At 73.0% G+C, this 12,968-nt stretch carries 16 protein-coding genes; 9 read left to right on the top strand and 7 right to left on the bottom strand.

The features are described from left to right. Positions 1 to 1,260 (bottom strand): ergothioneine biosynthesis glutamate--cysteine ligase EgtA, encoded by a 1,260-nt coding sequence (gene egtA, locus BU197_RS00975; protein ID WP_188266218.1) that lies wholly within the window; start codon positions 1,258 to 1,260, stop codon positions 1 to 3. A 255-nt stretch (positions 1,261 to 1,515) separates the two neighbouring features. On the opposite strand from egtA, the gene BU197_RS00980 reads away from it, so the two are divergent. Beyond that, on the top strand, positions 1,516 to 2,346 hold the full coding sequence (locus BU197_RS00980; RefSeq protein WP_188266219.1) for a TIGR02452 family protein: 831 nt from the start codon (positions 1,516 to 1,518) through the stop codon (positions 2,344 to 2,346). A 77-nt stretch (positions 2,347 to 2,423) separates the two neighbouring features. Further along, a complete protein-coding gene (locus BU197_RS00985; RefSeq protein ID WP_188266220.1) occupies positions 2,424 to 2,591 on the top strand; it encodes a hypothetical protein in 168 nt (55 codons plus the stop codon). A gap of 45 nt (positions 2,592 to 2,636) precedes the next feature. On the opposite strand, the gene BU197_RS00990 is transcribed toward BU197_RS00985, so the two are convergent. Beyond that, on the bottom strand, positions 2,637 to 3,344 hold the full coding sequence (locus BU197_RS00990) for an alpha/beta fold hydrolase (protein WP_188266221.1): 708 nt from the start codon (positions 3,342 to 3,344) through the stop codon (positions 2,637 to 2,639). A 171-nt stretch (positions 3,345 to 3,515) separates the two neighbouring features. On the opposite strand from BU197_RS00990, the gene BU197_RS00995 reads away from it, so the two are divergent. Both BU197_RS00995 and BU197_RS01000 read left to right on the top strand, forming a co-directional pair. Beyond that, positions 3,516 to 3,785, top strand: coding sequence for a hypothetical protein (locus BU197_RS00995; protein WP_188266222.1), 270 nt, complete (start codon positions 3,516 to 3,518; stop codon positions 3,783 to 3,785). Between the two features lie 148 nt (positions 3,786 to 3,933). Then, entirely contained in the window at positions 3,934 to 5,121 is a 1,188-nt protein-coding gene (locus tag BU197_RS01000) for a thiolase family protein (RefSeq protein ID WP_188266223.1), read from the top strand. A 118-nt stretch (positions 5,122 to 5,239) separates the two neighbouring features. Here the strand turns inward: BU197_RS01000 and trxA are convergent, their stop codons facing one another. Continuing rightward, entirely contained in the window at positions 5,240 to 5,608 is a 369-nt protein-coding gene (gene trxA, locus BU197_RS01005) for a thioredoxin (protein WP_188266224.1), read from the bottom strand. A 112-nt stretch (positions 5,609 to 5,720) separates the two neighbouring features. Here trxA and BU197_RS01010 point away from each other — a divergent pair, with 112 nt between their 5' ends. Further along, positions 5,721 to 7,166 (top strand): dihydrolipoyl dehydrogenase family protein, encoded by a 1,446-nt coding sequence (locus BU197_RS01010; protein WP_188266225.1) that lies wholly within the window; start codon positions 5,721 to 5,723, stop codon positions 7,164 to 7,166. 74 nt (positions 7,167 to 7,240) lie between these two features. Here BU197_RS01010 and BU197_RS01015 read toward each other — a convergent pair whose 3' ends face one another. From BU197_RS01015 to BU197_RS01025, 3 genes are all read right to left on the bottom strand, one after another. After that, the gene (locus tag BU197_RS01015; RefSeq protein ID WP_188266226.1) at positions 7,241 to 7,900 is read right to left on the bottom strand and encodes a DUF305 domain-containing protein; all 660 of its coding nucleotides are present in this window, start codon (positions 7,898 to 7,900) and stop codon (positions 7,241 to 7,243) included. Positions 7,901 to 8,008: 108 nt separating this feature from the next. Continuing rightward, positions 8,009 to 8,374, bottom strand: coding sequence for a DUF6153 family protein (locus BU197_RS01020; protein WP_188266227.1), 366 nt, complete (start codon positions 8,372 to 8,374; stop codon positions 8,009 to 8,011). A gap of 404 nt (positions 8,375 to 8,778) precedes the next feature. Continuing rightward, positions 8,779 to 9,126 carry a tetratricopeptide repeat protein gene (locus BU197_RS01025; RefSeq protein WP_188266228.1) on the bottom strand — a complete coding sequence of 116 codons (348 nt, stop codon included), beginning with the start codon at positions 9,124 to 9,126 and terminating at the stop codon, positions 8,779 to 8,781. A 103-nt stretch (positions 9,127 to 9,229) separates the two neighbouring features. On the opposite strand from BU197_RS01025, the gene BU197_RS01030 reads away from it, so the two are divergent. From BU197_RS01030 to BU197_RS01045, 4 genes are all read left to right on the top strand, one after another. Continuing rightward, entirely contained in the window at positions 9,230 to 10,195 is a 966-nt protein-coding gene (locus BU197_RS01030) for a pirin family protein (RefSeq protein ID WP_188266229.1), read from the top strand. A gap of 206 nt (positions 10,196 to 10,401) precedes the next feature. Then, entirely contained in the window at positions 10,402 to 10,749 is a 348-nt protein-coding gene (locus BU197_RS01035) for an ankyrin repeat domain-containing protein (protein ID WP_188266230.1), read from the top strand. Between the two features lie 96 nt (positions 10,750 to 10,845). After that, positions 10,846 to 11,376, top strand: coding sequence for a hypothetical protein (locus BU197_RS01040; RefSeq protein WP_188266231.1), 531 nt, complete (start codon positions 10,846 to 10,848; stop codon positions 11,374 to 11,376). A 103-nt stretch (positions 11,377 to 11,479) separates the two neighbouring features. Next, positions 11,480 to 12,124, top strand: coding sequence for a DUF5701 family protein (locus tag BU197_RS01045; RefSeq protein ID WP_188266266.1), 645 nt, complete (start codon positions 11,480 to 11,482; stop codon positions 12,122 to 12,124). Positions 12,125 to 12,214: 90 nt separating this feature from the next. Here the strand turns inward: BU197_RS01045 and BU197_RS01050 are convergent, their stop codons facing one another. Beyond that, positions 12,215 to 12,664 carry a hypothetical protein gene (locus tag BU197_RS01050; RefSeq protein ID WP_188266232.1) on the bottom strand — a complete coding sequence of 150 codons (450 nt, stop codon included), beginning with the start codon at positions 12,662 to 12,664 and terminating at the stop codon, positions 12,215 to 12,217. Positions 12,665 to 12,968: the final 304 nt, after the last annotated feature.

The following is a 12,968-nucleotide window of genomic DNA, read 5'->3' on the forward strand; positions in this document are numbered from 1 at the left end:
TCACGACGGCACCGCCTCGAAGTCGTCGGCCGGGCAGCTCCCGGGAATCACGTACTTCTCCTGGAACGCCTCGACGGCCCGCAGCACCTCGGGAGAGGCCCCGATCCGGGGCAGCGCCTCAAGCGCCGCGGCGAACACCGCACGGGCCGCCGTGTGCAGCTCCGGATCGGCGAGACCGTCCCGGGCCGCCGCGAGCCAGAGCGGATTGCGCGGCGCCGGTCCCGGCCCCGCCCGCTCCGCGAGCGGCGCCACCGCCCGGTAGACGCTCTCCGCCGCCCGGGGATCGTCGAACACCGCCGTCGTCACCGCCACCGGCACCATCCAGCCGTCCTCGCCGGGCTGCGCGTCGACCATCCGCAGCTCCAGATGCCCCCTCGGCCGTACCGGCGGGAAGAGGGTCGTCATGTGATAGGCGAGGTCGTCGGCGTCGGGCGGATACGGCAGGCCCGAGCGCAGCCACTCCCGGAAGGTCAGCCCCTCCGGCACCGCCCACGGCCCCTCCTCGGCCCGTACGCACATCACCGGGGTGTCCAGGACGTGCGCCGTCCACTCCGTACGAGGGTCCCCGTCCTGGGAAGGCGCGAGGGCGCGAAGGGGATCCAGATCGGTCCACAGCGCCTGCCGGGTGGACCGCCAGCCCGTCCTGCGGCCCCCGTGCAACGGCGAGTTCGCGAAGGCGGCCACCAGAACCGCGCCGAGCAGGTGCGCGAGCCGCCATCTGCGGTCGTACCCGAGCGGCCCCGGCTCGGCGAGACCCGCGTCGAGACAGATCTGCACCGAGGCCGACTCGCACATCATCGCCCGCCCGGCCGGGCCCGTGCGGTCGAGAGCCGCCTCCATCGCGTCGTACCGGGGCTCCTGGAGAACCCGGCCGCGCCGCGCGTGCCAGGGATCCACCCCGTAGCCGTTGAGGGTGAGACCGAGCGAGGCGAGCGCCGACCGGACCGCCCGCAGATCGGCGGCGAGGGTGTCGAGACATTCCATGAGCGAACCGGCCGGGCGCGAGCTGAGCTCCAGCTGCCCACCGGGTTCGAAGGTGAGGGACGACACCAGCGGCAGGGACCGCACGGTGTCGAAGGCCGCCGCGATTCTCGGCGGCCGGACCGGAAGCCGGGGGTCGCGCAATTCGTGCACGAGCCACTCCAGCTCCACCCCGACGGTACGGGGCGGCCCGGTCTTGAAGCAGATACATCGGAGCAGATCCTCCGCTTCCCTCTCGGAGAGAGGGGGACCGCCGTGCGGCGGGCCGCTGAACGGCATTCGAACACCTCCTGGTCATCGGGACGGGTCCCGGGGAGTTGCTGACTCCACCTAAAGCCACCCCCGGACGACGTGCAAGAGCGCCCCCCGTGCCTCGGCCACCGGCCGTCCGAAACCACACGGTCCACCGGCCACGGGACCGCACTCCCGCACCGTGGCGGTGCCCGGAAAAACCTCACCGCCCCACCCCCCACCACCGGGGCGCCCGGAAAACCCCGTTGCCCCGCCCCCGGCGAAACGATCACACTCGCGACCATGAGCGCACGACTGCGCGCCCTCGCGCGCCAGACCGAGGAGATCGTCGCCGCGGGCCACTACCGCGCCCCCGACGGCCGGACCGTCTCCCTCGGGGAGGACCTGGCCCGCGCACTGGCCGAAACCCGGCTCCACGGCCCCGAACCCGTCCCCGTCACCCCCGACACCGACCGGACCCCCGCGCTCCCCGTCACCCCGGAGAGCAGCCTCGCCGCCGCCCGCCGGATGACCAGGGCCGACGCCGCCCGCCCGGTCGCCGTCCTGAGCTTCGCCTCCGCCCGCAACCCCGGCGGCGGCTACCTCAACGGCGCCCAGGCCCAGGAAGAGGCGCTCTGCCGCGCCTCCGCCCTCTACACCACCCTGCTGCGCGCCCCCGACTACTACGCCCACCACCGCGCCGACCGGGACCCCTTCTACACCGACCGGGTGATCCACTCGCCGCGCGTCCCGGTCTTCCGGGACGACCGGGGCGCTCTCCTCGCCGACCCCTTCACCGTCGGCTTCCTCACCTCTCCAGCCCCCAACGCGGGCGTCGTCCGCAGCCGCACCCCCGAGCGCGCGGCGCTGCTGCCCGCCGCCCTCGCCACCCGCGCCGAACGGGTCCTCGAAACCGCGGCGGCCACCGGATACCGGCGCCTGGTCCTCGGCGCCTGGGGCTGCGGCGTCTTCCGCAACGACCCCGTGCGGGTCGCGGGAGCCTTCCGGGCGCACCTCACCGGCGCGGGACGCTTCGCGGGCCACTTCGAGGAGATCGTCTTCGCCGTCCTCGACCGCGCCCCGGGAGCGCCCGCCCTGACCGCCTTCACCCGGGTCCTCGCCCCGCCCGTCTGACATGCGGCCCCGATGCCCCCGTGCCAGGCTGAGGGGACACGGACCCCACTCCGACACCCGTCACGGGAGGCACGATCGTGGGCAGGAAACAGACCCGGACCAACCGGGGAGCGCGTACCGGCGGCCATGAGCACCGGACCGACGCCGCCACGAAGGAACAGCCCTCGACGCCGAAGAAGGAGCCCACCATGCCCCTGGTGGAGCACGCGTCCCACCGCAAGGAACGCAAGTTCGGCCACAACTGAGCGAGCCCGCCACGGGGCCCTCGTACGGCCCCGCGCGCGAAACCGTCAGATCCACCCGTCGAGCGCGGACATGAACCCCTCGAAGTCGTCCCGGTGGATGCTGTGGCCCGCCTTCGCCACCGTACGCACGGTGAACCCGCGCTCCGCCAGCATCCGGGCGGCGTCGGCGGAGACCAGCGTGCTCGGGTCGGCGAGCGCGACGAGGGAGGGGACGGCGGGGCGGTCCGGCCACAGGTCGGCGCCCACGAACGGCTCCAGGGCGTACGCCGTCCGCTCGTCCCAGAGCCGTACCGACGCCATCTCGGCGTCCAGATCGGCCTCCGCCCAGGACGGGTTGAACGCGCCGATGTGCTCCCGGGTCAGCGACTTGCCCCGGACGAACACCTCGGCCCGGTAGCCGTTCGGCCCCCGGCCCAGACGCCAGGCGGGATCGGAGTAGACCGCGCGGGCGGGCCGCAGCCGGTCGACGGCCCCCGCCAGGGCCAGCCCGCCGAGCGAGTGCCCGACGGCCAGCTCCACACCCTCGGGGACGGTCTCGACGAGGTCGTCGGCGTAGTCGGCGGGCCGGTACCCGTCGAGCCCTCCGGCCCGCGCGCTCTCCCCGTGCCCCCGCAGATCCACCGCGATCACCCGGTACCCCCGCCCGGCGAGCGCGGGCCCGACCCGCCGCCAGGTGCGATGGTCGGCCATGAGCCCGTGCACGAGCAGAGCCGTCCGGTCTCCGGACCCCCACGTGGTGGTGTGCAGACGCACGATGCCGCCTTTCCGCCGATTCCAGGCACACCGGTCCCCGCCGGCCCACCCCCCGAAGGCCCACCCGAAGGGCACGCCCGGGACCGACAGTACGACGCCCGGTGGGGGCCGCTCCCCGGGGGGACCCGGGGTCGTCCGGCGGGAGTCCGGCCGAGCGCTTAGCGTCGGTCCATGAGCACTGTTCCGAAGCGGTTCGAGATCCTGCTGGTGCCCGCGCACGTCGAGGACCGGGGCGGCGCCGCCGTGGCCGACAGCGCCGTCCGTTCGGCCGTCGTCGAGACCACCGGGCGGTACGGGGAGTCCGGTTATCCGATCTACGAAGGACACGGGATCAGAGCGGACATCGACCCCGAGACCCGTACGGTCGAGGCACTCCTCGTCGACGGACGCGAGCTGGACTACGGCCTCACCCCCCTGGCACGCACCGTCACGGACGGCTGACGCCCCGCCCTCTCCCCATGCCGCTCCCTCGGGGAAGGGCCCCGTTGACAGGAGGGGTCCCGGGGCACAGACTCTGCGCGCGCGACCCGGCGGAAACGCTTCCCCCGGGCGAACAGAGTCGTTCCGCAGGCCAGGTGGGAGAGAACCGATGAGCATCCGCGACGTCTACATCGTCGACGCCGTCCGCACTCCGATCGGAAAGTTCGGCGGCGCCCTCGCCTCCGTCCGCCCCGACGACCTCGCGGCCCATGCCATCCGGGCGCTCGTCGACCGTTCACCGGCCCTCGACCCGGCCCGCATCGACGACGTCTACCTCGGGGACGCCAACGGCGCGGGCGAGGACAACCGCGACGTCGCCCGGATGGCGGCCCTGCTCGCCGGACTGCCGGTCACCGTCCCCGGCGTCACCCTCAACCGCCTCTGCGGCTCCGGCCTCGAAGCGGTGATCCAGGCGGCCCGCGCCATCGCCCTCGGCGACGCCTCGGTGGTCGTCGCCGGTGGCGTCGAGTCCATGTCCCGCGCCCCCTGGGTCCTACAGAAACCCGAACGGGCCTTCCCCGCGGGCCACCAGCAGCTCCACTCGACGACCCTCGGCTGGCGCATGACCAATCCGCGCATGCCCGCCGAGTGGACCGTCGCGCTCGGCGAGGGCGCCGAGCTGATCGCCGACCGGCACGCCCTCACCCGCGAACAGCAGGACGCCTTCTCCCTCGCCAGCCACCGCAAGGCCGCCGAAGCCTGGGCGAAGGGGCTGTACGACGACGAGGTCGTGCCCTGCCCGGGAGCGGACCTCACCCGCGACGAGTGCGTCCGCGACAACACCTCGATGGAAGCCCTCGCCAGGCTCAAGCCCGCCTTCCGCCCCGACGGCGGCACCGTCACGGCGGGCAACTCCTCACCGCTCAACGACGGCGCGGCGGCTCTCCTCCTCGTCGACGAGGAGGGCCTGCGCGAGACCGGCCGCGAACCCCTCGCCCGGATCCGTTCCTCGGCGGTCACCGGCATCGAACCGCAGCTCTTCGGCCTGGGCCCGGTCGAGGCGGTCCGACGGGCCCTGGGAAAGGCCGGCCGGAGCTTCGCCGATCTGCGGACCTTCGAACTCAACGAGGCCTTCGCCGCCCAGGCGCTCGGCTGCCTCGCCGCATGGCCGGAACTCGACCCGGAGGTCGTCAACCCGCGCGGCGGAGCCATCGCCCTCGGCCACCCGCTCGGCGCGTCCGGCGCCCGGATCGCCGGATCGGTGGCACACCAGCTGGCGGCGGCGGGCTCCGGAACCGGCCTCGCGGCCCTCTGTATCGGCGTAGGCCAGGGCCTCGCCCTGGTCCTGGAGCGCTGACCCGGGGATACGGCCCCGAGGACGGTGACCGTACCCCCGGGTCGGAGAGGTCACGCCCCCGGACAGCACACGAGGGGGGTACGGGAACCGTCTCCCGTACCCCCCTCGCGGTGGGTCACTAGGCCTGGGCCTGCGCCTCCGCCACGGACTTGCGGACCTCGTCCATGTCGAGCTTCCGCGCCTGGCCGATGACGTCCTCCAGAGCGGCCTCCGGCAGGGCACCCGGCTGGGCGAAGACCGCCACGTTGTCACGGACGATCATCAGCGTGGGGATCGAGCGGATCTCGAACGCCGCCGCGAGTTCCTGCTGCTCCTCCGTGTCCACCTTGGCGAACACCAGGTCCGGGTGGCGTTCCGACGCCGCCTCGAAGACCGGTCCGAACTGACGGCAGGGCCCGCACCAGGACGCCCAGAAGTCGATCAAGACGAAGCCGTTGCCACTGACGACCTCGTCGAAGTTGTCCTTTGTGAGAGCTACGGTGCTCATGCTGCCTACCTTTCGGGTCTCCTGGCGGTGTCCTCACGGTCCCCTGGGGACTCGACGGGCACAACGGCGGATCGAGCCGCGCTATTCCACCGACTGCCGCAGACTGTGAGCCATGACACGAACGGTCGACGCAGCAGACGAGTACACGTACGACGTGGTGGTCCTGGGCGCGGGCCCGGTGGGGGAGAACGTCGTGGACAGGGTCGCGGCGGCGGGCCTGAGCGCCGCGATCGTCGAGAGCGAGCTGATCGGCGGCGAGTGCTCCTACTGGGCCTGCATGCCCAGCAAGGCCCTGCTGAGGCCCGCCCTCGCCCGCTCCGACGCCCGCAAGGTCGCAGGTCTGCGCGGCGCGGTCCACGGCCCCCTCGACGCCCCCGAGGTCCTCGCGCACCGGGACGAGGTCGTCGGCCACTGGAAGGACGACGGCCAGCTGGATTGGCTCGATTCCATCGGCGTACGGGTCTTCCGGGGCCACGGCCGCCTCCTCGGCCCCCGACAGGTCGAGGTCGAGCCCTCCGAAGGCGAGCGGCGGGTCCTCACCGCCCGGCACGCCGTCGCCGTCTGCACCGGCAGCCGCGCCGTCCTGCCGGAGCTGCCCGGACTGCCCGGAGCCCGGCCCTGGACGAGCCGCGAGGCGACCAGCTCCGACCGGGTGCCCGAGCGTCTCGTCGTGGTCGGCGGGGGAGTGGTGGGCGTGGAGATGGCCACCGCCTGGCAGGCCCTCGGCTCCCGGGTGACGATGCTCGTCCGGGGCGACGGGCTGCTCCCCCGGATGGAGCCCTTCGCCGGGGAACACGTGACCCGCGCCCTCACCGGGCGCGGCGCCGACATCCGTACCGGCGCATCCGTCACCGCCGTCGTCCGCGACGGGGGTACGGGACCGGTCACCGTGGTCCTGGAGGGCGGCGACCGCGTCGAGGGCGACGAGGTGCTCTTCGCGACCGGCCGGGCCCCGCGCACCGAGGACATCGGCCTGGAACGGGTCGGTCTTGAGCCGGGCTCCTGGCTCGATGTCGACGACAGCCTCCGGGTCACCGGAAGCGACTGGCTCTACGCCGTCGGGGACGTCAACCACCGCGCCCTCCTGACCCACCAGGGCAAGTACCAGGCCCGGATCGCCGGAGCCGCGATCGCCGCCCGCGCCCTGGGCACCGCGCTCGACGAGAGCGGCTGGGGCGCGTACACGGCCACCGCCGATCACGCCGCCGTCCCGCAGGTGGTCTTCAGCGACCCGGAGGCGGGCGCCGTCGGCCTCTCGTACGCCGAGGCGGGACGGGCCGGATACCGGGTGCGGGCGGTGGACGTCGACATGCGGCAGGTCGCGGGCGCCGGGCTGTACGCACAGGGCTACCGGGGGCAGGCCCGGATGGTGGTGGACCTGGACCGGGAGGTGCTGCTCGGCGTCACCTTCGTCGGCCCCGCCGTCGGCGAACTCGTCCACGCGGCGACCCTCGCGGTCGTCGCGGAGATCCCGCTCTCCCGACTGTGGCACGCCGTTCCCTCGTACCCGACGCTGAGCGAGGTGTGGCTGCGGCTCCTTGAGGCCTATCGGGGGTGAGGGCCCGCCGGGGTGGCCCGTCCCTCCGAGGAAGGACGGGCCACCCCGCCGTGTGCGGTGCGGGAACGGGCCGGTCAGAGCCGGTCGAGGATCTTCCGCAGGGCGGAGATCTCGGCGGACTGGGTGCGCACGACGTCGTCGGCGAGCGCCTTGGCGGTCGCGTTGCCGCCGCCGCGCTGCTCTTCCCTCGCCATGGCGACGGCACCCTCGTGGTGGGCGATCATCAGCTCGGCGAACGTACGGTCGAAGGCCTTGCCCCGGGTGGCGGCCAGGCCCTTCATGTCCTGCTCCGACATCATCCCGGCCATGCCGTGCCCGCCGGAGCCGTGCCCGGTGGACTCGTGCCCGGCGGATGCGGACCCGGTGGATGTGGGCCCTGTGGACTCGGGCCTGCCCCAGCCCTTGAGCCAGGACCGCATCTTCCGGATCTCCGCGTCCTGGGCCCCTTCGATCGCGGCGACGAGGGCCTTGACCTCGGGGTCCTCGGCCCGCCCGGCGGCCAGCTCCGCCATCTCCAGGGCCTGCTGGTGGTGGGGGATCATCATCTGCGCGAACATGACGTCCGCTTCGTTGAAGGGGCCGGGGGCCGCGGGTCCGGACGCGGTGGCCGGGGCGGGGGTGGTGGCGGTGCCGGTGGCGCCGTCCGTGCCGCAGGCGGCGAGGAGAAGCCCGGCGGCGGTGACGGCACCCGCCAGAGCGAGTGTGCGGGTGGGGCGCTGGGTGAGGATACGCATGATGAGACCTCGTGTCGCTGTTCGTACCCGTGGGTACGCGTCGTACGCGGATGGGGTGGGCCGGGTGGTCCGCGGGCAGCGCGAGGCGCCCGCGGGGTGGGGTACGGCCTAGATCCGCAGGACGGACAGTCGGGAGAGGTCGGGGGGCCGGGGCGGTGGCGGCTGCGGCCCGAGCGCGACGAGCCGGGCGAGAAGAAGGGCGAGCCGGTCGGGGCGGTGGCCGAGTGCGGGGCGGAGGAGACCGGAGAGCAGCCAGCCGACGAGGACGGCCACGCAGAGGGTGGTCATGTCCATCCCGGGCATCGGCCCGTGCCGGGGGCCGGAACCGTCGCCGTCGCCGTGGGGGGAGCCGTGGCCGGAGTCCTCGGCCCCGGCCATGACGCCCGCCACGGAACCGGAACCGCGCGCGGAATCGCCGCCGGACCCTTCGGGATGGCCGACGGCATGCATCAGGAACACCCCGAGCGCGAGCACGACGACCAGCAGAAGACGCGCCGAAGCGCCTCCCGCCGTCGAAGCGTGTCCCGCCCGATGCGCACGCACAGTGATGACCTCCCGGGCGGCCGAATATACCGTGCGGGGGTATCAAGACCGCGTGAGGAGGCGGGGGAATCGCCAGGGGTGGGTAGGGGCCTGGGGCCCGGGGAGACGCGCCCTTACGCCTACCAGGCCCGGCCCACCCGCCAGTCCTGGCCCCACCCGCCAGGCCCGGCCGCCGCCCACCAGGCCCGACCAGGGGTCCGGTCCGCCCACCAGGACTGGCCCGGCCAGGGGGTCCGGTCCGGCCGAGAGGCCCGGCCGCTCAGGGGTACCCGGCCCTTCAAAGCGCGCGCCCGGGTCCCCGGCGGTGGGGACCCGGGCGTGGAGGCGGCTCGGGCTCAGGCGTCCGGCAGTTCGCCCGCCATCGCGGCGGCGAGGCGCAGATGCGGCGCCGCCTCGTCCTTGCGGCCCAGGCGCTCCAGGGTGCGGCCGAGCATCAGCCGGGCGTAGTGCTCGACCGGGTCGCGCTCCAGGATGGCGAGCAGTTCGGTCTCGGCCCGGGAGAGCTGGGCGGAGTGGTAGTAGGCGCGAGCGAGCAGGAGTCGCTGGGCCGTCTGCTCAGGGTGCTCGGCGACCAGACCGCGCAGGATGCGGACGGCGGTTCCGTACTCCTTCGAGTCGAAGAAGAACTGGGCCCGATCCCAGCGCTCGGCGGCCGTTCCGAACTCGTAGTACGTGTCGCTCACTTGCTCTTCCTCTCCGGGGCCCCGTATCTGCCACTCTGTGTGGCGGTCGACCAGGTCAACAGACCTGGATGGTTGAACATTCCACAGCGATGGGTGGAGCGTCATGAGTAATCTTGATCGTCAGGCCGATCTGACCGTGTGCGGCGGTCGCGGATTCGTCGTAGCGGAGCCCGTACGGGAACTCCTCAGCCCTCGGCGCGTCCGGCTCGGCGAGTCGACCGAGGTCCGCCGGCTGCTTCCGAACCTGGGACGGCGGATGGTCGGCGCCTGGGCCTTCGTGGACCACTACGGCCCCGACGACATCGCCGACGAACCGGGCATGCAGGTCCCGCCGCACCCGCACATGGGGCTCCAGACGGTCAGCTGGCTCCACGAGGGCGAGGTCCTGCACCGCGATTCCACCGGCGTCCTCCAGACCATCCGCCCGCGTGAGCTGGGCCTCATGACCTCGGGCCGCGCCATCTCCCACTCCGAGGAGAGCCCCCGCCCGCACGCCCGCTTTCTGCACGGCGCTCAGCTCTGGGTCGCCCTCCCCAACGCGCACCGGCATGTCGAACCGCACTTCCAGCACCACGCCGAACTGCCCCGGGTCACCGCACCCGGCCTGACCGCCACCGTGATCCTCGGCTCCCTCGACGGAGCCCGCTCGCCCGGCACCACGTACACCCCGATCGTCGGCGCCGACCTCACACTGACCGCCGGAGCGGAGACGAGCCTCCCCCTGGACCCCGACTTCGAGTACGCGGTCCTGGCCATGTCCGGCGCGTCCCATGTCGACGGCGTCCCGATCCTGCCGGGCTCCATGCTCTACCTCGGCTGCGGCCGCACGGAACTGCCCCTGCGCGCGGACTCGGACGCGGGCCTGATGCTCCTGGGCGGGGAGCCGTTCGCGGAGGAGATCGTCATGTGGTGGAACTTCATCGGCCGATCCGGCGAGGAGATCGCACAGGCACGAGACGACTGGGAGAAGGGCTCCCGCTTCGGCGAGGTACGCGGCTACGACGGCACCCGGCTGTCGGCCCCGGAACTGCCCGCGACTCCGCTGAAGCCGCGGGGGCGAGTGAGGTGAGCAGGGGGAGGGAGTGACGGGCAGGCCGGGTATCTCGTGTGGGGTGCGATGGCGGAGGGGGAAGCCGGGGCTCCTCGGCCTTCAGCCTGAGGGAGCCCCGGCGGATGCCATGCTGCCGGGAATCAGAGCAGGCGGCTGTAGGTGTTCCAACCGGTGCCGATCCTGGTTTAGGCCGGTGAAGGGCGCGGTTGCCTTGCCGGTGCCCTGTGCAGCCACAGGACACCGTTCCCGTCGAGGGCGAAAACGTCGGCCCGGCCGTCATCGGTGAGATCGCCCGTGAGGACGCGCTGGCCGTACGTGCCCCAGCCCGAGCCGACCTGGCTGCGCGTGGCGTGGGGGGCCGTGCCCTTCTGGTGCATGCGATCGAAGTCGAAGGCGACTCCGCCCTACAGTCCGGAGTTCCGATAAATTCCGCCATGACGGCCATCCTGCTCGCCTACGGTGCGAATCCCGATCTGGAGCTGAATGGCTACAGCCCTCGGAAGACGGCTGACAGCCACGGCCACGACATGGCGATCAAGCTGCTCGAACGGCATGGCGGCCGCATGAAGTGAGAGACCGCCCCCTCGGGCCCGGAACGTCATTCCTCCAGTCGCCTTCCCCGGCGTGGCACCCCGCCTCCCCCTTCCCCGCTCGGCATCCTTGCGTCCATGAGCGACGGCGGTGGCCGTGAGGCCGGGGTGTACGACGTCAGGGACTCGGCCCGGGGCTGGCTGACCCTTCAGTTGGCGGCCCTGGGTTTCGTCGGGCTGTGCGGTGCGCTGAAGGCCGGAGGATCCGGTGGGGCTTCGGCGCCGCGTGGGGTGGAGGTGGTGGCGGGGGTCCTCGTGCTCCTCGCGCTGTTCCTGGCCTGCTGGGCGGTCTACCTCGTCGGGCGTACGGCCTGGCCGCACTCGCCGGTCCCCGACCCGCCCGCCCGTGCCGCCCGGCGGCTCCGTGCCGGTCTCGTCCTCACCTTCGTCACGGTCCTTCTGACGGCCCTCGCCGCCACCAGCTCCTGGTGGCCCACGCCCAAGGTGCCGTCCGCGTCCGTCGAGGTCACCACCTCGGCCGGCAGTCTGTGCGGCGAGCTTGCCCGGGGGAGTGGCGCCCTCACCCTGATCGTCCAGGGCCACACCGTCGACATCCCCGTCGCGGACGTCCTGGCGGTGGCTCCGGTCGCCCGTTGCGCGGACGCTTGACCGGACGGCCCGCCCGAGTCGCGGCGGGGGAACGATCCCGGGGCGAGGCTCGTTCGACCCCAGGCCCGAACCACCCGGACTCAGGAGTGACTTGACCGCCGCCATGACCGCCGCCGTCCTCGCCCCGCTGCCGCCCCTGTCAGACCAGGCCGAGAGGCTGATCGGGCTCGGAGCGCACGAACTCGCCGGGCTCTCCGCCGACGAACTGCGCACCTACGCCGGAAGCGCCGACGCCTCCGACGGCGGCGCCCTGCTCGCCGTACACCCCGACCGGCTCCCCGCGTCCGCGCTCGCGCCGCTCCTCCGCAGGGAGGGCAAGCCCGGGTTCGTGGTCACCGACATGACGGACGTCGACGACTTCCGGCCGTACGGCGTCGAACTGCCGGACACCCCGCTCTACCTCGGCACCGGTCTCGACCGAGGCGACCACCTGGCCGACTGGACCCCCGAGGAGGCACTTCCGGCACTCGCGCGGGAAGGACGCGACCCGCTCACGCTCACCGAGGGGATCCACTGGGTGCTCCAGCAGTCGGCCGCCCTGGAGCGCAACCACTGCTTCATGACCATCGGTTCACGGCTGCGCAAGGCCGACGGCGCCTACGACGCCCGTACGCCGGCGATCTGGATCAGCAACGGGACCGGGCGCGACGGCCGCGAGCGCCGCGACGCCCCCAAGGTCGGCTGGTGCTGGTGGGGAAACCGGCACACCTGGCTCGGCTTCGGCTCGGCCACCGGCCGCCACGCGTAGCGACGAGGTCGTGCGGCCCCGCCTGGCGGGGCGGGGCCGCACGTGCCACGGCTGTGGCGCCCGCCCGGGGCGAGGGCCCCGGGCGCGCCGTCACCCGTTGGCGCTGACGCGCAGGACGCCGCTACAGTTCAGTGCGGTGGCGCCCTCGTAGTTGCAGGCCTGGATGTCGATGTAGCCGCTCTCGCCTATGGAGAGGTTGAGGTCGGCGCAGTTGCCCTTGCCGAGGTCGTACTGCACGTTGTGCCACGAGCCGCCGTTGATCCGGTACCAGCTGCCGGGATGGTGTCCGTCCGCCGCGGTGTCACACGTATAGAGGTGCTCACCGTACGGCTGGAAACAGCTCATCGCGCCCGAGGTGGAGATCGAGTAACAGGGATAGTCGGCGGCCACGTCCCGCACGCTCGTCACGGTCGCCTCCGACGACTGCGAAGTGGCCGCCGAGGCGGGTGTGACGAAGGCGGCACCGACGCCGACTCCGAGGGCGAGCGTGCCGATGACGCGGGAGAAGCGCGCCGGAACGGTTGTCTGTGCACGGGCCATGAGGGCACCTCCGGTGGGGAGCGATCGGTGGGCATGAGCCTCACTGGTGCTGCGTCGCGCCCCGACAACCTTTCAAGTTCATGACACATCCACCACCACGTAACCCGCCTTTGGCTCGTTTGCGCCCCCTCGCCATCGGCCCGCCTCCCGACTTGAAACGGCGCAGGACCGGGCGGTCGGACCGGCCTCGGGAACTCCCGGCGGAACCGGCGGACTTGACGGGCCGAATGACGGCGTTGGGCCAGGTGAGGGGCGTCCGGGCACCCGTATGATGAGAAAGGCCCTCCAACCTGGGGCCGACTCC

It is taken from the genome of Streptomyces sp. CBMA291 (assembly GCF_014596525.1).
Lineage (GTDB): Bacteria > Actinomycetota > Actinomycetes > Streptomycetales > Streptomycetaceae > Streptomyces.